Consider the following 20,206-nt stretch of genomic DNA (forward strand, 5'->3'; position numbering starts at 1 on the left):
AGATCCGGCCGCATTCGAGCCTGAATTACCAAACCCCACACGAGTTTGTGGGAAACCTGACCAACGAATTAACATCCGAGGCCAGAATCTCTAGTCCTTACTGGTAGGAAATTCCCGGACAGGTCAATCTCGCTCTTGCTGGTTTTAGCAAGGGGTCTTCAGTCAATGCAGATGGCAGCTATACCTACTCAAAAAATATCGCAAATACTCGGGCTACTGCAGCCAATCTCCACAGCGCATTGAAAGAGAACGATACAGTTACTTATACGGGCACCAACACGGGGCTCGGAGTAGCTGCGACTGCAGGTACGTACACTGCGGACGGAAAAGGCTCCTTTACGTTTAATGTTGCCGCGGGTGCTAGCGCTGCAGGGCTCCAGTCCTATCTGACGCCTAGTGCAGGTGATACTGTTGAAGCCAAAATTGAGATTGGCGGTAAGTCTATCGACGTGATCATCGCTTCAAGCGGAGCCATTACTACCAAAGGTGGGGACGAGCTTTACTTGGATTCAACAGGAAACCTGACGCAAAATGGCGCAGGAACCCCTCCAGTAGCGACGTTGGCAGGTTTGATTAGCAACAAATCAGGTGTAGCAACTGCCGTTGCTTCCAAAATTACTGTTGGTGATACCGAAATCAATCTGACCGGGAGTGCCGACAATGGTGCTACCGCTGGAACAATGGCGGTAACAGGGGCTCGAATCTCGGCGACGGCGCTAGGTAGTGCGATCGGTACAACGAACCATTCAGTGAGTATCGATGAGGCCGGTACGCCGGTAACGTACACCGTTACCAGTGGAGTAGTCGAAACTGGCGGCGATTCTGTGTACGTCGGCTCTAATGGCGCTCTGACTACAGAGACTCAGGAGACTATAAACTACTTTGCGCATGAAAATGGCAACGTTACCAATAACACGGGCAGCTTAGTCTATGCAACGGAAGACGGTGAGTTGACTCTAGAAGCAACGACCCACGCCGACCGGACGGAAGACCCATTGGCTGCACTGGATGCTGCTTTGGCAAAGGTCGACTCGCTGCGTGGTGAGCTTGGTGCTGTTCAAAACCGCTTCCAATCCACCATCGCCAACCTGAACAACACAGTCACCAACCTGTCCGCAGCCCGCTCGCGTATTGAAGACGCCGACTACGCCGTCGAAGTCTCCAACATGACCCGCGCGCAGATCCTGCAACAGGCCGGTACCTCGGTTCTGGCGCAAGCCAACCAAGTTCCGCAGACCGTGCTGTCGCTGCTGCGTTAATTCGTGGTCCAGAAGGTAATGCTACAGCCCTTGAGAAGGCCGGCAAGCCGGTATCTTGAGCGATTGGAGCAGCGGTTTCCGGCACAGCTAGCGCTGGTCGGATAGCCGGAATCGTCACCCCTTTGGCCAGATGGTCATAGGGGTGCATTTTTTTGTCTGGCAAAAAACATATCAAAACAAAAAATCATAAACAGGATTGACTATGCAGAGAACCCAGGACGGTGTCGCCGAACAACTGAAAGCAGCGATTCAACAGGCGGTCGCAGATGGGACGATTCCCAGAAAGCAGCTGGAAATGGTGCTTGAAAAAATCCGCAATACCAAAATTCACATTCTGCTGGTGGGGGCCACCGGAGCCGGGAAAAGTTCGACCATCAACGCTCTGTTCGCAACCGAGAAAGCCGTTGTGGGGACCGGCGTGAACCCGGAGACGATAGAGATCGCGCAATATCATCTGGACAACGTGGTGCTTTGGGACAGTCCTGGGCTGGGAGACTCCCCGGAAAAAGATCAGCAGCACATCCGGAAAATTCGTGAGAAGCTCCAGGAAACGGATGTGAACCGGGAACCGCTCATTGATCTTGTGCTGCTGATTGTTGACGGTTCCAGCCGCGACATGGGGGCGACCTTTTCGCTTCTGGAAGTCATTCTTCCGGAACTGCACAACAAAACCGACCGGCTGCTGATCGGCATCAATCAGGCCGACTTGGCTATGAAGGGCCAGGGATGGGACAGCGAAAATCACAGGCCGGGGCCGGAACTGGAAAAGCTACTGGAAGACAAAGTGGCATCTATCCGGAACCGTATCGCCGAGGTGGCGCCTGTGGTCATCGAACCCATCTATTACTCGGCCGGTTTCAAAGGGAAGGATGGCAGCGATGACTTTTCGCCCTACAACCTGGAGAAACTGCTGGCATTGTTGATGACGCATGTAAAGGCTAAAAAGCGCATCGCCTTCGTGGAAGATATTAACCGCGACAGGGAAAATTTCCGTTACAACGATGGCCAAAAAAACTACGAAGAAGAAATTGCAACTGAGGCGGCCAAATCCTGGATTGACAACCTGCTAGATTCAACCAGTGGTTTGCTTGGCGAAGTCAAGAAAATCGTGGGAGACGTATTGGCATCGCCTCAAATCAGGCAAGCTGCGATTGAGTTGGTGCTTAAGTTAATGAAAGCAAGGTAAAGGGCTCACAGATGGCGTATCGTGAAGATGAGGGCTTGGCGTTCCTCCAATACATGCAAGACCAGGAGTTAGACAATTTGGTCAGTCTGCTGATCTATGACAAGGATGGAAAGAAATGGATCTCAGAAAGCCTTTCCCGAAAGAATGGCTATAAGCAACATAATCCAAAGCATTCCTTGTACTGGCAGGACATTGCCGAGGAAATCCAGCGCTATGGTGCTAACGGCATCATTACCCAACTGCGCGGCGGCAAGGGCGTACTTTATAAGGAAGTGCTGACTGATGTCTGCGACAGATTGAAGGTAAATTACAATCCGAAGGCGGAAACCGGCGCCATCGAAAATAATCTTCTCATGAAAATTCTGACAGATTCGATCGAGAAAATGTCCTCGGATGACGTCCGAAAAATCATGGACGATTTAGGTATCAAGAATCTAAATACATTGTCTGGAGAAGCTTTGGTCAGCGCGTTTCAGGCCATGTTCATTGCTGGAGGCTTCAAGTCCTATCAATTGACGCTGATCGTCGTCAATGCTATTTCCCGGGCCATGCTGGGCCGTGGCCTGACATTCGCCGGCAATGCCGCACTGACACGCGCGGCATCCATCTTTGCCGGCCCCATCGGATGGGCCGTTACGGGTGTCTGGACGGCATTTGACTTGGCCGGCCCCGCTTATCGCGTAACGATCCCTGCGGTGATTCATGTCGCCATGCTGAGGAAGCGTTCTCTGCTAGAGAAAGATGGCGTGGGCGCGGAGTTGGCAAAGGAAATGGGAATTTGATTTTAATGAGCGGTCAGGTCGATCGATTTCATCAATACCTGAGCGGTACGGTGATGTTGATCGTTGCGCTACACCGAACCGTACATCATCGGCTTGGCGCGCAATAAGCGCCTCCGGGCGATGTTGCTGCAGGCGCTGTACTCGGTGCGTTCGGAGCAGTTGCTGATCGAGCAGGTGCAATATAACCTCACCCGCATCAAGCCACGAAGCCGCTACCGCAACAAGGCCTGCCGCCTCAACAATTCCAGCAGCTTGCCCACCATCTTGTCGGCGACCGCATCAAGATTGCGCTGTCCTTTCAATGATTTTCCATCCGTGCCGGATACCGTGCCGCGATTCAATGCGTCGCGCAGCAGCGTGGCCAATTGCTTGCGGCTATTGCGGCCGTCTATTTGCGGCAGAATGAAAGCCTCCGCTTCCTTCAATTGAATGTTGATGGAATCGTGCCATAGGTTGAACATGCCCACGCCAAAAGCCGGATCCTTCTTTTGCTGGAACAGATACGCCACGCCTGGAATGAGCGCGGGATTGGCGTCTTTCTGATCGCCGTCCGCGGCTTCGTAGGGCGTCGGTTCGAATGCATAACGCAGGCTGTTCAGGCGGAACAATGTCTGCAGTACTTCCAGCGTCTTCTTGCGCGCCGTATCGCCTTCCATCGGCGCCAGGCGGCTCTGCACGCCAGCCAGCAGAGTGTCGAAATCAAGGCTGGTGGGCCACGCTTCGCTAAGCGTCTGTATGACCGCGATCACGGTTTCATCGCTGCTGTATAGCGGCTGGTTCTTGTAGCCCCGGAAAGCCCTTCTGTTTTTAGGGGCGTTCTCTTCCTGCGCGGTTTCAGTAAAGTGGCCCGCCCAACGCAAGTCCGCCAGCCGTTCCATGTTCGGGCTGATCAATACTTGATCAGCCCGGTTCTTATGGACCAGCATGCTTTTACGAAAATTGCGCCCCACGGCAAAATCCAGGTACTGCTGGCGCATTTCGCGCGGTTGCCCCAACGCCACCAGGCTATGGTTCAGTTGCACGTTCTGGCCGAACGTAACGGACATTTCCACATGGGGATCCGCGTCGCCCACGTGGGTGAGTTCGTGCTGGTCAGCCAGGTTGACGAATTCCAGCAAGTAGCAGGGGTTGTTGAAGATTTCCAGATACTCGTGCGCGATGTAGTAATCGGAATGCTTGCGCAACTGCGCAACCGCGGCCCGCAGAGACGGCGCCAAGGGGTTGCTGGCCGCGATGCCGTCGGACAGCAGGTTCAGGACCGCCTTGGCGCTGGCCAATCTGTCTTCTTCGGAGGCTGCGCCATGGCTGTGCAACATCATGGCATCCCGCACGATATCGCCCGCCTTCCAGCCGGGGTAAGTGTTGTAGCTGATGTAGCCAATGCCATTGGGCGACAAGTTTTCACGCAGGATGCGCAGCATGGCTTCGCGCACTTCCGGCGGCACCCAGCTGAACACCCCATGCGCAATGATGTAATCGAACTGGCCGAACTCGGGCGTGATGTCCGTGAGGCTCATGGCATGCAGATGCAGGTTCTGCACGCCCAGGGCCTGCACCACTTCCTGCCCCTGCTTCACCTGTACCGGCGAAAGATCCACGCCCACCACATGCGCCTGGGGATAGGCCAGCGCGAAAGGCAGCAGGTTGCCGCCGCCCGCGCAGCCCAGCTCCAGGACACGGGCGTTTTTCAGCGGCACGGACTCCAGGCCGTACAAATGGGCGGCGGCGCGCAAATGCCCGGGCGAGGAAAACGGAAAGGCGTTGGACGTGTAGACCTGCCGATCATAGGTTTCCGTAATTTCCTGATTGAGCAGCTGCGTGGCGTCATCGAGGTTTGCGGTGGAAGCGTTGTCTGCGGTCAATTCAGGCTCCTGCTGGAAAACGGGTGTCAAAGACTGGAAATGCGGAAAAGAGGGGCGCGGAGCAGCGCTTGCGGCGAGCTCCGACCGAACCATAGGGTAACGGATTTGCCTGGCATCAAAAATGAGGAACAGGGTGGTTTTTTCGGGGCATACCGCTGGCAGGTGGCGCCGTTGACGGGCGCGGGCCGGCGAGTGGATTAGGTTCTTAGCGGGGGGGCCGAGTTCCCGATGTTACGGAACTTGATTGCTCCGGTGGGACTGGGCAAGTCGATTGGGAGATGCTTCGCTTTATGCGCCTGAACTAGCATGGACGGGCTGTCCGGGCGGTCGCGTCGAATCTCCATATCGGACAAAACCGTTCACTCGCGCTGCGCAGGTAGGCCGGCGCTGCCTATAGTGGTTCCTTCGCCACTTTGCCGCTGGTTCAGCCCTTCATGCCCAACGCTTCCGATTACGACAGCGCCTGGAAAGATGCGCTGGAAAGCTATTTTCCAGAGTTCATCGCCCTGCTGTGGCCGGCCCTGCATGCCCAGATCGACTGGCGTCATCCGCCCGTTTTCCGCGACAAGGAACTGCAAGCGCTCGTGCGCAGCGCCAAGCGCGGCCGGCGCCACGTCGACAAGCTGGTGTCGGTGCTGCTGTTGAACGGCCAAAACAGCCTGCTATTGATTCATGTCGAAATCCAGGCTGGGCGCGAGACGGTGTTTCCGTACCGCATGTATACCTACTACGCGCGTTTGCACGAAAAACATCCGGGCGAGCCCATCGTCAGCCTGGCGGTGCTGACCGATGCGCCCGCGCGCAACGAAACGCCCCGAATGTCTTATCAGGCTCGATTCTGGAACTGCAGCCTGCGCTTTACCTTTCCTGTCGTGCATCTGGAAAACTGGCGCGCCCGCATGGGCGAGCTGGCCCGCCAGGCTCCCGCCAACCCGTTCGCCGTGGTGATGCTGGCCCAACTGGAGGCCAATGCCACCCGAGCCGACCGGCAGCGCCTTGTGCGCAAGACTGAGCTGGTGCGGCAGTTGTATCACTGGGGCTATCAACGCGATAATGTCATCATGCTGTTTCGCATCATCGATGCCATGATGGCGCTGCCCGAAGCCCTGGAACCGGCCTTCGAAGACGCAATCCGGCAAATTGAGGAGGAAACCCAGATGAGCTACGTCACCAGTGTCGAGCGCGTGCGCCTCAAGCGTGAGCGGGAAGAAGGAAAGGTTGAGGGTCGAGCAGAAGGGAAGGTTGAAGGGAAGGCTGAAGGTAAGGTTGAAGGGAAGGCTGAAGGGAAGGCTGAAGGAAAAACCGAAGGCTTCGCTGCTCTTTTGTCCACCCTAATCGCCCGCAAATTCGGAGTGTTGCCGGACTGGGCCAAAGTGCGGCTGGTTGCGGCCGACGACGTCACCCTGAACCGCTGGGCCGAACAGATACTCGATGCCCAGTGCATCGAAGACGTGTTCAAGTAGCGGGTTGCGGCGCCGAAATCCTCAATTGCCTGAAGGGAAGCAGGAAAATGCAGTCGGCCGGAAAATGCAGGCTGCCCCTACCTGTACGCTTGCATAGTAGGTCGTTTGCTTGCGGCAGTCCCATATTGGGACTAAAATGAATCCATGAGAGTGATCGCCGTCAGCAGCTTGCGCAACTTCTGGGAAAAACACCCAGCTGCAGAGCAGCCGCTCAAAGCCTGGTTTGATGAAACCTCCAAGGCCACGTGGGAACAGCCCTCGGACATCAAGACGCAGTACCGCAGCGCCAGCGTCCTGAAGAATCGGCGCGTCGTATTCAACATCAAGGGCAATGACTATCGACTGATCGTTGCTATCGCATACCGGCTCGGCATCGTCTATGTGAAATTCATCGGCACCCACGCTGAGTACGACAAGATCGACGCCGAAACCGTAGAAATGGAGTGAATCATGGAAATCCGCCCTATCCGAACCGAAGCTGACTACAAGGCCGCTCTAAAGGAAATCTCCCGGTTGATGGAAAGCGACCCCGGCATCGACACGCCCGACGGCGACCGCCTGGACGTGCTGGCCACCCTTGTTCAAGCCTACGAGGCGAAGCATTTCCCCATCAACCTCCCCGATCCCGTCGAGGCCATCAAATTCCGCATGGAGCAAGCCGGCCTTACGCCGAAAGACCTGGAGCCCATGATCGGCCGCCGCAACCGGGTTTACGAAGTCCTGAATCGCAAACGCTCCCTGACCCTGCCCATGATTTGGAAGCTACATAAGGAGTTGGGTATCCCTGCTGAGAACCTGATTCAGCCACCGGCTCGCGCCTGACATTATGAGTGTCATCCAATCAGCGAGGCTGAACGGCCATGATCCGTTGGCCATCGGGCAACCATAGAATCCCAGCTGCCAACGTCGTTGCCGTGAGTGCATAAGCCGCGTTCCGCCGGTTTCAAGTTTCAAGCTACACCACTTCCTGAAATTTCCATATCGGACAAAACCGTTCACTCGCGCTGCGCAGGTAGGCCGGCGCTGCCTATAGTGGTTCCTTCGCCACTTTGCCGCTGGTTCAGCCTTCCATGCCCAACGCTTCCGATTACGACAGCGCCTGGAAAGATGCGCTGGAAAGCTATTTTCCAGAGTTCATCGCCCTGCTGTGGCCGGCCCTGCATGCCCAGATCGACTGGCGTGATCCGCCCGTTTTCCGCGACAAGGAACTGCAGGCGCTCGTGCGCAGCGCCAAGCGCGGCCGGCGCCACGTCGACAAGCTGGTGTCGGTGCTGCTGTTGAACGGCCAAAACAGCCTGCTATTGATTCATGTCGAAATCCAGGCTGGGCGCGAGACGGTGTTTCCGTACCGCATGTATACCTACTACGCGCGTTTGCACGAAAAGCATCCGGGCGAGCCCATCGTCAGCCTGGCGGTGCTGACCGATGCGCCCGCGCGCAACGAAACGCCCCGCATGTCTTACCAGGCTCGATTCTGGAACTGCAGCCTGCGCTTTACCTTCCCTGTCGTGCATCTGGAAAGCTGGCGCGCCCGCATGGGCGAGCTGGCCCGCCTGGCTCCCGCCAACCCGTTCGCCGTGGTGATGCTGGCCCAACTGGAGGCCAATGCCACCCGAGCCGACCGGCAGCGCCTTGTGCGCAAGACCGAGCTGGTGCGGCAGTTGTATCACTGGGGCTATCAACGCGATAATGTCATCATGCTGTTTCGCATCATCGATGCCATGATGGCGCTGCCCGAAGCCCTGGAACCGGCCTTCGAAGACGCAATCCGGCAAATTGAGGAGGAAACCCAGATGAGCTACGTCACCAGTGTCGAGCGCGTGCGCCTCAAGCGTGAGCGGGAAGAAGGAAAGGTTGAGGGTCGAGCAGAAGGGAAGGTTGAAGGGAAGGCTGAAGGAAAAACCGAAGGCTTCGCTGCTCTTTTGTCCACCCTAATCGCCCGCAAATTCGGAGTGTTGCCGGACTGGGCCAAGGTGCGGCTGGTTGCTGCCGACGACGTCACCCTGAACCGCTGGGCCGAACAGATACTCGATGCCCAGTGCATCGAAGACGTGTTCAAGTAGCGAATTGCGCGCGGAAAGTGGCAAGGTCGTAGACTAAAGTAAAAGATTACAGCCGCGGATTGCACGGCAGCAGTTCGTCGATACGCCGCCCGAAGCCCTGGAACCGGCCTTCGAAGACGCAATCCGGCAAATTGAGGAGGAAACCCAGATGAGCTACGTCACCAGCGTCGAGCGCGTGCGCCTCAAGCGTGAGCGGGAGGAAGGAAAGGTTGAGGGTCGAGCAGAAGGGAAGGCTGAAGGAAAAACCGAAGGCTTCGCTGCCCTTTTGTCCACCCTAATCGCCCGCAAGTTCGGAGTGTTGCCGGACTGGGCCAAGGTGCGGCTGGTTGCTGCCGACGACGTCACCCTGAATCGCTGGGCCGAGCAGATACTCGATGCTCAGTGCATCGAAGATGTGTTCAAGTAGCGAGTCGCGGCGCTGAGATTATCAATTACCTGCCGGGAAGCAAGAAATGCTGCCGGCCGAAAAAATCCAAGACTGCCGCTTGGTTCACAGGATGAGTGATGATGTGCTTATTGTTCTGGTGTCGGCGATCGAAAAGCGCGAAGACCCGCCCGCTTATCACCTGGCTATCGAACGCCTGTTGACGTTGCGAGGCTAGCGCTTTGTGCGTGGACAGACGGCCTTACGTAGCCATGCCGACGTAGTGCGGCAGAGATTCAGGATGGCTGTTCGAGTGGCCATACCTCAACGACACCGTGCGCGACCGCACACGGTGTTCGTGACACCATGTCGATGGCTTCGGCTAAATCGGCGGCTTCGATGATGGCGAATCCGGCCACGGGCAAGGGCGACTGCATGAACGGCCCGTTCATTGTTTCGAGCCGAATTGCGTCGTGATTGCGCACCTGCACCGGGCGGCCGGCAATGCCCATCAATGTTCCTGCTTTTTGTAGTTTGGCGTCGTGTGCGTGGGCTGCGTCTCGAATGGCGACGGCGGTACGGTCGTATCCTTCCTGGTCTCCATATCCGATTGTCACAAACTTGGGCATGGATGGTCTCCTTCAACTTGTCGAGATAAGGCCCATCCACCGTAGGGTACATGGTAGCGTGGGACAGAAGGGCAATGTGCCGCCGCATGGCCGCAAGAAAATTGCCAGCCTTCAATGTCGAAAACCAGCAAAGTTCGTTCCTTTGCTATGGCTAGACACGTTGAAACCGCTCGTTCTTCGTCACCGAGCGGCGCAGCGGGCTGGCGTTCAATCCATGGCTCTATGCCACAGCGGCAACGGATACGCCAGGATGCCGGCAGACTGAGATGAGTTCCGCCTTCAATGTGGATGTGGATTCACCAGACGGGCACCATACGCGGGCGGATCATGTGGTGTACGGTGCAGAGTGGGAGCCATAAAAACCGCCAGCCTTGTTTCCAAGGGCTGGCGGTTTGGTCAGACCCACTTCCCGGAAAAATCATGGGAAGTGGCTGCGTTGGCTGCGGATTAACGCAGCAGCGACAGCACGGTCTGCGGAACCTGGTTGGCTTGCGCCAGAACCGAGGTACCGGCTTGTTGCAGAATCTGCGCGCGGGTCATGTTGGAGACTTCGACGGCGTAGTCGGCGTCTTCGATACGCGAGCGGGCTGCGGACAGGTTGGTGACAGTGTTGCTCAGGTTGGCGATGGTGGATTGGAAGCGGTTCTGAACAGCACCCAGTTCCGAACGCAGGTTGTCCACATTTTGCAGCGCACGGTCGAGCATCGCGAGAGGATCGACCGTGGCAGCGACTTCCGCACCGCTCGTATCCTTATTCACGGTTACGGTGGAAACACCAGAAGCGTCAGCAGTCCCTGCCGTTACGTAAACATACTCGGGCACTTCATTTGTGCCACGATTCATGACCGTATGCGTAGCGCCTTTATCGTCCTCGTACGTGAACAGCTTATTGGCTGCGATAGCGTTACCGTCACTGTCCTCGTAGGACACGTTGATCGTGTCACCGCTGGCCCACTGTGTCTGAGCGGTATAGCCGGTACCGTCAACCTTGTTGCTAAGATCGAACACTACGTCGGCTACAGCGCCGTTTTTAGTTATGGTTGCCGAATAGTAATTATTGTCGCTGGCCTTGATGGCAAATGAGGTACCATCGGCAGATCTGAAGACCTGCGTATTGGACCCCGTCGGGTTCGACGCCACGTTATGGTTGGCAATATCATTGCCATCTGCTTGGGGCGGCGTTGTTTTCCCCATGCGAATGCCGGTTGCACCAGCAGTATCCAGGTTGGAAGAGGAGATGACAGTGTTGCTAACCGTTACCTTAAAGGTTGCGGTGGCCTCGTCGGAACTACTAGGATCAATATCGACCACATAGTAGAGGCCATCATCACCCTTGATCGCGTATTCTCCAACGACATCATCGCCCAGAGCTTGGTTACCAGCGGCAACGTCAGTGCGCAGATAGAGCGTAGTGTCGCTGAACGTTGGCGCAGCTGACATTCCGGTGGCGTCAACGTCAGTCACGACTGCGCCAGCGGACATAACCGGAGAACTTGCGGACTTGGTCGGGGTGGCGCCGACCAGAGCGTTTACGTTACCTGCACCGGAATCCCAGATGAATTCGCCGTTGACCGGGTTTTCGAAGAGGGCGTAATAGTTATTGTCGCTAGCCTTGACTGCGTAGTTGGTTTCGATAGCGACGGTAACCGTATCGCTATCAGCGATCGTTGTTACGGCTGCTCGAGCCGCAGTTTGATCTACACCGGTTAAGTCTGCGGCATCTACGGCAAACGTCCCATTTGCCAAATCGAGAGTGAGCCCTCTGACATCAGCATTCGCCATATCAGTGCTGTCGGATACCAGAGCGTACTTTGTAATCCCATCCTGCACATAGCTACGGATTTCAGCATTCGTCCCTGCATAAGCTGCACCCGCAGCTGTTTTTGCATCAGCCGTCGCTGTTGCCGAGATATCCACATTGCTAACAACGGTAACTGTGGAGCTCAGGTCGTAGACTTCGTCAGCGGCAATGGCGGTAGTCTTCGCGCCGACGGGCAGAGCACCCGTCGTTGTGACTGCGCCAAAAGACAGCTTCTCTGCGACGGTGCCGCTACTCAACTTTGTTAGATCATCCGACTTGATCATATTAGTCACGTCGAGCGAACCCAGCTTGAGTGTGCTGGAGCTGATCTCACGCAGATTGATTTCGATCATTTCGCTGTCGCGAGAGCCGACCTGTACCTTCAACGTACCCGCTTCAGCGCTCAACACCTTCTTACCGTTGAACTGAGTCTGCTGCGAAACACGGTCGATTTCTTCCAGGCGCTGCGTGATTTCAGCCTGAATGGAGGCAAGGTCGGTATCTGAGTTGGAGCCGTTGGCTGCCTGCACCGACAACTCACGAATACGCTGCAAGTTGTTGTTAATTTCGTTCAACGCGCCTTCGGTCGTCTGCGCAATAGAGATACCGTCGTTGGCGTTGCGCGAAGCCTGGTTCAGACCCTTGATATTGGCCGTGAAGCGGTTGGCAATGGCTTGACCAGCAGCGTCGTCCTTCGCGCTGTTGATGCGCAGGCCGGACGACAGGCGCTCAATGGCCGTGCCCAACGCGCCCTGCGACTTTTGCAGGTTATTCTGCGAGACCTGAGCCAGGTAGTTGGTGTTAATGACAGACATGGATTTACTCCTGTGAGTGAAAAGACAGCGATCTCTGCTGCCGGTTGACCAGGAAAACCCGTTGCCGGGTGGAATCCTGGCCCTCCACCGATGTGTTGGGCAGGCCCGGTATTTCCTGTACAGCCTGGTTTACGGTACTTGTCAGCCAAAATTTAGAGCGAGCCGGTCAAATCCCTGGGGTACCCTACGCGTTTGCACTAATTGACGATGTTTCCGAAAGAGCGCCGACGCGGTTTGCTACCCTGTTGCTCCGTTTACGGCCGCGGCGCGCGATTCTTTAGCGGCTTCCCGGCCTTGGCCTGCGATCTCGCCGTCTCGCCATCCTCAAGCCTCTCCGGGCCGGCCGGCGACGGCGCCTCGGGCGGCATTACACGTTTACACTGATTGATGATCTTTCCCCTCAAGAACCCCGACATTATTTGATACCCTGTTGTTCCGTTTACGGCCGCGGCCAACCAACTCTTCAGCAAATCCAGGTTCTGACTCCAGTATTTGATGCAACTCATGTTCTTTGCAAAACTGCGCCGGCCGGCCGGCGTTGGCACACTGGGCGGCGTCGTCGCGCTGTGCATGGCCGCGTGGGCGCTGCCGGCCAATTCCGCGGCGGTATGCGATGGGGCGCAGAATGTCCGCTTGCTGCGGCCGGTGGAGGTCAGCGCCGAGCAGCGGGCCCGGTTCCAGGCCATGCCGCCCTTGAAGGTGGTGGCGGTCAGCGCGCCGCCCATGGCGCGCTACGATGAAGACCGGCAGACCTACAGCGGCATCGGCATCGACGTTTTCTGCTTCATCACGCGGGAGCTGGGCTTGAGCTTCGAGCTGCGCCCGGACCGGGACGAGACCGTGGCGGACAAGATCCGCCGGGTGCAGGAAGACCGGGCGGACGTATTCATTCCGCTCAGCCATTCGGCGCAGCGCGAACAGCGCGGGCTGTTCACCCTGCCCTATTATGAAAGCCATTACGCGGTCATCGCGCGCCATGGGCGGCGGGTGTTCATACGCGGTCTCGAGGACCTGGCCAATTACCGAGTCGGCATCGTGCAAGGGGTGTCGTTCCAGCCGCTGGTGCAGAAAATCGTGCCGGCGGAGCGGATTCACATGTTCAACGAGACGACCAGCGACGCGCTGTTCCAGGCGGTCCGCGACGGGACGATCGACGTCGCGGTGTTCAACAAGAATATTTTCATCGAGAAGCGCTACCGCCAGGAGTTTTTCGACCTGGACATCATCCATACCCTGCACGAGCTGCCGCGCGCCTATCGCTATTATTTCAGCCGCTCGCCCGGGCATGAATCCCTCGTCCGGGTCTTCGACCGCTATCTGGCGGCCATCGATGTATCGGCGTCGATCATGGAGCACGAGGAAGGGGAGCGCTATTTCTTCGAGCGCTACATCGCGCAGCGCGACCAGCGGGTGCTGCTGCAGGCCGCCAGCGTGGCGGCGGTGATGCTGGCCCTGCTGTCCGGCCTGGCGCTGCTGCGCTATCGCCGCCTGACCAAGCTGCTGGCCGAGCGCAATACCCATATCCAGCGGCAGCAAGAGGCGCTGCAGGAGGCCTACAAGAAGCTCCAGACGCTGAGCCGGACCGACGGCTTGACCTGGCTATCGAACCGCCGGCATTTCGACCAGATGCTGGCGCATGAATATGCGCGCTACCAGCGCACGGGCGAGCCGCTCAGCCTGTTGATCGTCGATGTGGATCATTTCAAGAATGTCAACGACCAATACGGCCATGCCGTGGGCGACGACTACCTGCGCGCCGTCGCCGACGTGCTCAGGAACAGCGTGACCCGCTCCACCGACCAGGTCGCCCGCTACGGCGGCGAGGAGTTCACCTGCCTGCTGCCCGACACCGGCGCGGACAACGCCCGCGCGATCGCCGAGCGCATCCACCGCGGCGTTGCCGCCCTGGACCTGCCCAATGCGTCGGTGGAGCCGCCCCGCCTGACGGCGAGCATAGGGGTGGCGACCATCATCCACGGCGACCCGGGGGCGCAGGCGCTGGTCGCGCAGGCGGACGCCCAGCTGTATGCCGCGAAGCAGGCGGGGCGCAACCGGATATGCGCCACGGTGATCGGGTAGGCGAAGCCGGCCGCCGCCGTGGCGGCGCGCTCCGCGAGCCCGCGCCGACCGCCGGCCGGCGCGCGCGGCATGCCTATGCGGGACGCAGCTCCGCCAGCATGGCCTCCACCATGCCGCGCACATAGGGCTGGACGCCGGCCGCGGTGGCGGGCAGGTAATCGAACGGCAATGATTCCTGCATGTAGCTGCTTTGCGTCATTTCCAGCTGGATGGCGTGTATGTTCTGCGCCGGGCGGCCGTAGTGCCGGGTGATGTAGCCGCCCGTGAAACGCCCGTTCAGGACGGCGGTGTAGCCGCCCTGCTCCGCCGTTTTGGCCACCTCGAAGACCGCCCGCACGATTCTTTCGTCGCAGCTGGAGCCTTTGCCGGTTCCAAGGTTCAGGTCGGGCAGCTTGCCTTCGAAGAAGCGCGGCAGCACGGAGCGTATGGAATGCGCATCCCACAGCGCTGCGACGCCGTGCTTGGCCCTGATCCGCATCAGTTCGCGCTCCAGCGCCTCGTGGTAGGGGCGCCAGTATGCTTCGCGGCGAGCCTGGACTTCTTCGTCGCCGGGCTCCTGGCCGGGAAGATAGACTGGGGTGTCGTCGAAGGTGTCGACGGGGCACAAGCCCGTGACGCTCTGGCCCGGGTACAGGCTGGACCCGTCAGGCGGCCGGTTCAGGTCGACCACGTAGCGCGAGTGGGTGGCGATCAGCACGGAAGCGCCGAGTTCGGCGGCGAAGTCGTACAGGGTTTCCAGGTGCCAGTCGGTGTCCGGCACGTGGCGGGCTTCGTCCGTCACGCGCGCGGCGATGGCGGCCGGCAGGTGCGTGCCGACGTGCGGCATGGAAATCAGCAGGGGCGCCGTGCCTTCGCGCAGGATGAAGGGCGGTTTTTCCAGGGTGATGGGAGTATTCATGACAGATAGTTCATTGGACATGGATGAGATCGCTGCGCGCCGCGAGGAAGCCGGCGGCGGCGTCGTGGCGCAGCGCGTGGCGGCCGTCGTCCACCCGGCGGGTTCCGGCCTGCCAGACCTGGCGGACGGCCGAACCCCGGGCACTGGCGAACACATGGGCCGATAGCATATCCTGCGGATCCAAACCGCACAATGCGATATGCCGGGTGTCCAGCACGACGAAGTCGGCCGACTGGCCGGTGGCCAGCCCGGCCACGGGCCGGCCCGCCGCCTGCGCGCCGCCCGCGACCGCCGCCAGCAGGGTCGCGGCCGCCACCCCCGGCTGCGCGTCATCGGCGAGCACGTTGCGCCGGCGGGTGGCCAGGCGCTGCGTATATTCCAGCAGCATCAATTCTTCGGCGGCATTGACGCATACGTGGCTGTCGGAACCGATGCCCCAGCGCCCTTGCGCCTGGCGCCACTGCGCCAGGTCGAAGATGCCGTCGCCCAGGTTGGCCTCGGTGGTGGGGCACAGGCCGGCCACCGCGCCGCTGCGGGCGGCCGCAAGCGCTTCGTCGCGGGTCATGTGGGTGGCGTGCACCAGGCACCACCGTTCGTCCACCGGCGCGGCGTCCAGCAGCCATTGCACGGGTCGCCGGCCGCTCCAGGCGAGGCAGTCGTCCACTTCCTTGGTCTGTTCGGCGATATGGATGTGGATGGGCGCGCGGGGATCGATGGCGTCCAGCCCGGCAAGCGAATCGCGCAGGGACGCCGGCGTCACGGCGCGCAGGGAATGGGGCGCGAGCCCCAGCCGCGCGCCCTGCGCGCGGCATTCGGGCTGCAGGCGTTCCAACAGCCGCAGCATGTCTTCGGTGCCGTGGACGAAGCGGCGCTGGCCCTCGGTGGGAGGCTGGCCGCCGAAATTGCTGTGCTGGTAAAGCACGGGCAGCAGAGTCATGCCGATGCCGGCGCGGCGCGCCGCCCGCAGCAGCGCCAGGCTGAGGGTGTGCGGTTCGGCATAGGGCCGGCCGGACGGGTCGTGATGCAGGTAGTGGAATTCGCAGACCGAGGTATAGCCGGCTTCCAGCATCTCCACATAAAGCCAGGTGGCGATGGCTTCCAGCTGCGCGGGCTGGATGCGGGCGGCAAAGCGGTACATCAGGTCGCGCCAGCTCCAGAAGCTGTCGGCGTCTTGCGCCCTGAATTCGGTCAGGCCGGCGAAGCCGCGCTGGAAGGCGTGCGAGTGCAGATTGGGCAGGCCCGGGATCACGGGCCCGGGCAGCACGGTGCAGCCGGCGGGCGCATCGCAATCGGCCCGCACCCGCGCCAGGGTTCCGTCCGGCCCCCACTCCAGCAGCACGCGCCGGGCCCAGCCGGCAGGCAGCAAGGCGGCCTCCGCCCATGCCTGGGTAGTCATGAGGCCTCCTGGCAGAGACTGCGGATTCTGCCCTGGCGGACGATGGCCCGCACGGGCCGCTGGCCGAACCAGTATGCGAGCTCGGCGGGTTCCTGCAGGCGCCAGAGCACGAAGTTGGCGGGCAGCCCGACGGCGATCGCGCCGTGGCTGTCCTGCAGGCCCAGCGCCAGCGCGGCGTGCCGGGTGACGCCCGCCACGGCCTCCGGAACGGTGAGCCGGAACAGCGTGCACGCCATGTTGACCATCAGCAGCAGGCTCAGGGCCGGCGAGGTGCCGGGGTTGTGGTCGGTGGACACGGCCATGGGCACGCCCGCCTGGCGCAAGGCCTGCACCGGCGGCGGCTGGGTGTCCCGCAGCGTGTAGTAGGCGCCCGGCAGCAGGACGGCCACGGTGCCCGCCTGGCGCATGGCTGCTATGCCCTGGGCGGAAAGATGCTCGACGTGGTCGCAGGACAGCGCCCCGTAGCGCGCGGCCAGGGCGGCGCCGCCCATGTCGGACAGCTGCTCGGCATGCAGCTTGACGGGCAGCCCCAGGCCTTGCGCCGCGCGGAAGACCTGCTCGGTCTCGTCGAGGCTGAAGGCGATTTTCTCGCAGAACACGTCGACGGCGTCGACCAGCCCTTCCTGCGCCAGCGCGGGCAGCATGGCCTCGCACACCTCGCGTATGTACTCGGCGCTGCGGCCGGCGTATTCGGGCGGCAAGGCGTGCGCGCCCAGGAAGGTCGTCTTGACGGTTAGCCCATGGGCGTCCGCCAGGCGGCGCGCCACGCGCAGCTGCTTGCGCTCGTGCTCCAGGGCCAGGCCGTAGCCGGATTTCACTTCGATGGCGCAGACGCCCTCGGCCAGCAAGGCCTGAAGGCGCCGGGACGCGGACTCGAAGAGCTGGTCCTCGGACGCCTCGCGCGTGGCCCGCACGGTGGAGACGATGCCGCCCCCCGCGCGCGCCACGTCCTCATAGCTGGCGCCCGCCAGCCGCATGGCGAATTCATTGGCCCGCCGGCCGCCATACACCAGGTGGGTATGGCAGTCGACCAGGCCCGGGGTGGCCAGCGCCCCGCCGCCGTCATGCCTGGGCAGCCCGGCGTGGCGCTCGGGCACGTCGGACGCGGCGCCGGTCCAGGCGATGCGCCCGTCCCGCACGACGATGGCGGCGTCGTCGAGCACGTCCAGCGCGCCCGCGCCGGGGTGCGACAGCAGGCGCAGGGAATGCCAGACGCCGTCTGCGCTGGGCGGGCTGGCATCAGGCTGCATCATGGACATGCGTCGTCTCCTTGCAATTCAATGGCGGCCCACAGCAGGGCCGACCCCGGCTCCTGCGGCGCCAGGCGAAACACGGCGCCCGGCCGCCCGCCCTGCCACCATGCGCCGTGGCCGGCGCCGATCTCGCGGGAAAAACCGCCGCCGTCCTCGATGCGCCATCGGCCCGCGGCGGCCAGCGCCAGGCCGTGGGGCGGCAGGGGCACGGCGGCGGCCTGGCGCAAGCCCTGGATCCGCGCCCTGGCGCGGCCGCGCCGGACCATGATGTTGAAATCCCTGGAAACCGCCCCGCCGGTGTGGCAATGGACGGCGGCCTCGCCGGGGAATGCGTAGGCGGCCAGGGGCTGGTCGAGGGCGTGGTCGATGCCGGCATCGGCGGCGCTGAGGCGCACGCCCGGCCCTTCCAGCAAGGCGATGATCCGGTCCACGTTTTCATAGGTGGAGAATGGGCCGTCGCTTGCGATGGTGGCGATGCTGGCGCGCCAGACGAAGTCGTCCAGCGTGGCGTCCAGCGGCCAGCGGGCGAGCTCTTTGGTGCTGCCGCCGCCGTTCTTCCAGGGCATGTCGGGCAGGCCGGCGCAGTTGAAATCGTGCCAATTCATGTCGGGATGCCGTTATTTCACCATGGGCAGGTTCAAGCCGTGCTTCTTGGCGGTGGCCACCGCGATGTCGTAGCCCGCGTCCGCATGCCGCATGACGCCGGATGCCGGGTCGTTCCAGAGCACGCGGGCGATGCGCTTGGCCGCGGCTTCCGTGCCGTCGCAAACGATGACCACGCCGGCGTGCTGGGAATAGCCCATGCCCACGCCGCCGCCGTGATGCAGGCTGACCCAGGTCGCCCCGCCCGCCGTGTTCAGCAAGGCGTTGAGCAGGGGCCAGTCGGACACCGCGTCGGTGCCGTCCTTCATGGACTCGGTTTCGCGGTTGGGGCTGGCGACGGAACCCGTATCCAGGTGATCCCGGCCGATGACGATGGGGCCCTTCAGCTCGCCGTTCTTGACCATTTCGTTGAACGCCAGGCCGGCCAGGTGCCGTTCGCCCAGCCCCAGCCAGCAGATGCGCGCCGGCAGGCCCTGGAATGCGATCCGCTCGCGGGCCATGTCCAGCCAGCGGTGGGTGTGCTTGTTCTCGGGGAACAATTCCTTGATTTTCGCGTCGGTCTTGTAGATGTCTTCGGGGTCGCCGGACAAGGCCACCCAGCGGAACGGCCCCTTGCCCTCGCAGAACAGCGGCCGGATGTAGGCCGGAACGAAGCCCGGGAAATTGAACGCGTCCCGCACGCCTTCGTCGAAGGCGACCTGGCGGATGTTGTTGCCGTAGTCCACCGTCGGTATGCCCATGGCCTGGAAATCCAGCATGGCCCGCACGTGCACTGCGCAGCTGCGCGCCGCGGCCGCCTTCAGCTCCGCGTGCCGCGCGGGGTCGGACGCCGCCGCGCGCCATTGCGCCACGGTCCAGCCCGAAGGCAGGTAGCCGTTGATCAGGTCATGGGCCGAGGTCTGGTCGGTGACCAGGTCGGGCTTCGGCCCCCCCGCCCTGGCGCGCTCGACCAGTTCGGGCAGGACGTCGGCCGCGTTGCCCAGCAGGCCGATGGACACGGCTTCGCCTCGCGCCGTATGCTGCCGTATGAGCTCCAGCGCGTGGTCGATGTCCCTGGCCTGCTTGTCCAGGTAGGCGGTGCGCAGCCGGAAATCCAGGCTGCTCTGCTGGCACTCGATGGCCAGCACGCAAGCGCCCGCCAAGACGCCGGCCAGCGGCTGCGCGCCGCCCATGCCGCCCAGGCCGGCGGTGAGTATCCACCGCCCCTTGAGATCATTGCCATAGTGCTGGCGGCCGGCTTCGACGAAGGTTTCGAAGGTGCCCTGGACGATGCCCTGGGCCCCGATGTAGATCCAGCTGCCGGCCGTCATCTGCCCGTACATGAAGAGGCCTTTCCGGTCCAGCTCGTTGAAGTGTTCCCAGGTCGCCCATTTCGGCACCAGATTGGAATTGGCGATCAGGACCCGGGGCGCATCCGCGTGGGTCTTGAACACCCCCACCGGCTTGCCGGACTGGACCAGCAGCGTTTCGTCGTCTTCCAGCGTCTTGAGCGTGGCCAGTATCTGGTCGAAGCATGCCCAGTCGCGCGCCGCCCTGCCGATGCCGCCGTAGACCACCAGGTCTTGCGGCCGTTCGGCCACGTCCGGATGCAGGTTGTTCTGGATCATGCGGAACGGCGCTTCGGTCAGCCAGCTCTTGCAGTTGAGGGTGCCGCCGGTGGGCGCGGCGATGCGGCGCCGCGGATCATGGCGGGGGTCGGCGGCTTGGTTCGCTTCGGTATCAAGGCTTGTCATTTCAGTATCCTGTTCTTGCT

Annotated in this window: 18 protein-coding genes; 10 read left to right on the forward strand and 8 right to left on the reverse strand. The window is 61.1% G+C overall.

The features are described from left to right. The first annotated feature begins 449 nt into the window (after positions 1–449). The 3 genes from H0A72_RS22035 (at position 450) to H0A72_RS21205 (ending at position 3,227) form a co-directional block, all read left to right on the forward strand. A complete protein-coding gene (locus H0A72_RS22035; protein ID WP_425502469.1) occupies positions 450–1,259 on the forward strand; it encodes a flagellin in 810 nt (269 codons plus the stop codon). Positions 1,260–1,461: 202 nt separating this feature from the next. Then, positions 1,462–2,445 carry a GTPase family protein gene (locus H0A72_RS21200; protein WP_180158506.1) on the forward strand — a complete coding sequence of 328 codons (984 nt, stop codon included), beginning with the start codon at positions 1,462–1,464 and terminating at the stop codon, positions 2,443–2,445. A gap of 11 nt (positions 2,446–2,456) precedes the next feature. Then, positions 2,457–3,227: a YaaW family protein gene (locus tag H0A72_RS21205; protein WP_180158507.1), complete on the forward strand. Its 771-nt coding sequence runs from the start codon at positions 2,457–2,459 to the stop codon at positions 3,225–3,227. A 212-nt stretch (positions 3,228–3,439) separates the two neighbouring features. Here the strand turns inward: H0A72_RS21205 and H0A72_RS21210 are convergent, their stop codons facing one another. Then, on the reverse strand, positions 3,440–5,089 hold the full coding sequence (locus H0A72_RS21210; RefSeq protein WP_218953443.1) for a methyltransferase regulatory domain-containing protein: 1,650 nt from the start codon (positions 5,087–5,089) through the stop codon (positions 3,440–3,442). A gap of 434 nt (positions 5,090–5,523) precedes the next feature. On the opposite strand from H0A72_RS21210, the gene H0A72_RS21215 reads away from it, so the two are divergent. The 6 genes from H0A72_RS21215 (at position 5,524) to H0A72_RS21240 (ending at position 9,217) form a co-directional block, all read left to right on the forward strand. Beyond that, positions 5,524–6,552, forward strand: a complete 1,029-nt coding sequence (locus tag H0A72_RS21215; protein WP_180158509.1) for an RpnC/YadD family protein — start codon at positions 5,524–5,526, stop codon at positions 6,550–6,552. 144 nt (positions 6,553–6,696) lie between these two features. Continuing rightward, on the forward strand, positions 6,697–6,999 hold the full coding sequence (locus tag H0A72_RS21220; protein WP_180158510.1) for a type II toxin-antitoxin system HigB family toxin: 303 nt from the start codon (positions 6,697–6,699) through the stop codon (positions 6,997–6,999). 3 nt (positions 7,000–7,002) lie between these two features. Then, positions 7,003–7,374 carry a helix-turn-helix domain-containing protein gene (locus H0A72_RS21225; RefSeq protein WP_180158511.1) on the forward strand — a complete coding sequence of 124 codons (372 nt, stop codon included), beginning with the start codon at positions 7,003–7,005 and terminating at the stop codon, positions 7,372–7,374. 248 nt (positions 7,375–7,622) lie between these two features. Beyond that, positions 7,623–8,615, forward strand: coding sequence for an RpnC/YadD family protein (locus tag H0A72_RS21230; protein WP_180158512.1), 993 nt, complete (start codon positions 7,623–7,625; stop codon positions 8,613–8,615). Positions 8,616–8,763: 148 nt separating this feature from the next. Next, on the forward strand, positions 8,764–9,021 hold the full coding sequence (locus H0A72_RS21235; RefSeq protein WP_180158513.1) for an RpnC/YadD family protein: 258 nt from the start codon (positions 8,764–8,766) through the stop codon (positions 9,019–9,021). Between the two features lie 46 nt (positions 9,022–9,067). Further along, the gene (locus H0A72_RS21240) at positions 9,068–9,217 is read left to right on the forward strand and encodes a hypothetical protein (protein WP_180158514.1); all 150 of its coding nucleotides are present in this window, start codon (positions 9,068–9,070) and stop codon (positions 9,215–9,217) included. A 58-nt stretch (positions 9,218–9,275) separates the two neighbouring features. Here the strand turns inward: H0A72_RS21240 and H0A72_RS21245 are convergent, their stop codons facing one another. Then, positions 9,276–9,608, reverse strand: a complete 333-nt coding sequence (locus H0A72_RS21245; RefSeq protein ID WP_180158515.1) for a YciI family protein — start codon at positions 9,606–9,608, stop codon at positions 9,276–9,278. A gap of 447 nt (positions 9,609–10,055) precedes the next feature. Beyond that, positions 10,056–12,224 carry a flagellin N-terminal helical domain-containing protein gene (locus tag H0A72_RS22465; RefSeq protein WP_180158516.1) on the reverse strand — a complete coding sequence of 723 codons (2,169 nt, stop codon included), beginning with the start codon at positions 12,222–12,224 and terminating at the stop codon, positions 10,056–10,058. A 504-nt stretch (positions 12,225–12,728) separates the two neighbouring features. Here H0A72_RS22465 and H0A72_RS21255 point away from each other — a divergent pair. Continuing rightward, positions 12,729–14,303 (forward strand): transporter substrate-binding domain-containing diguanylate cyclase, encoded by a 1,575-nt coding sequence (locus H0A72_RS21255; RefSeq protein ID WP_246436754.1) that lies wholly within the window; start codon positions 12,729–12,731, stop codon positions 14,301–14,303. A 73-nt stretch (positions 14,304–14,376) separates the two neighbouring features. On the opposite strand, the gene hutG is transcribed toward H0A72_RS21255, so the two are convergent. From hutG to hutU, 5 genes are read right to left on the reverse strand one after another with little or no spacing between them, the layout of a single operon-like run. After that, positions 14,377–15,201 (reverse strand): N-formylglutamate deformylase, encoded by an 825-nt coding sequence (hutG, locus tag H0A72_RS21260; protein ID WP_180158518.1) that lies wholly within the window; start codon positions 15,199–15,201, stop codon positions 14,377–14,379. A 10-nt stretch (positions 15,202–15,211) separates the two neighbouring features. Continuing rightward, positions 15,212–16,597, reverse strand: a complete 1,386-nt coding sequence (locus tag H0A72_RS21265) for a formimidoylglutamate deiminase (RefSeq protein ID WP_180158519.1) — start codon at positions 16,595–16,597, stop codon at positions 15,212–15,214. Further along, a complete protein-coding gene (hutI, locus tag H0A72_RS21270) occupies positions 16,594–17,856 on the reverse strand; it encodes an imidazolonepropionase (protein ID WP_425502460.1) in 1,263 nt (420 codons plus the stop codon). The genes H0A72_RS21265 and hutI overlap by 4 nt, the downstream gene beginning before the upstream one ends. After that, positions 17,847–18,455, reverse strand: a complete 609-nt coding sequence (locus tag H0A72_RS21275; RefSeq protein ID WP_180158520.1) for a HutD/Ves family protein — start codon at positions 18,453–18,455, stop codon at positions 17,847–17,849. The genes hutI and H0A72_RS21275 overlap by 10 nt, the downstream gene beginning before the upstream one ends. 12 nt (positions 18,456–18,467) lie before the next feature. Then, complete coding sequence (gene hutU, locus H0A72_RS21280; protein WP_180158521.1) at positions 18,468–20,186, reverse strand: urocanate hydratase; 1,719 nt, start codon at positions 20,184–20,186, stop codon at positions 18,468–18,470. Positions 20,187–20,206 lie beyond the last annotated feature (20 nt).

The organism is Parapusillimonas granuli (genome assembly GCF_013416525.1).
Classification (GTDB): Bacteria; Pseudomonadota; Gammaproteobacteria; order Burkholderiales; family Burkholderiaceae_B; genus Parapusillimonas; species Parapusillimonas granuli.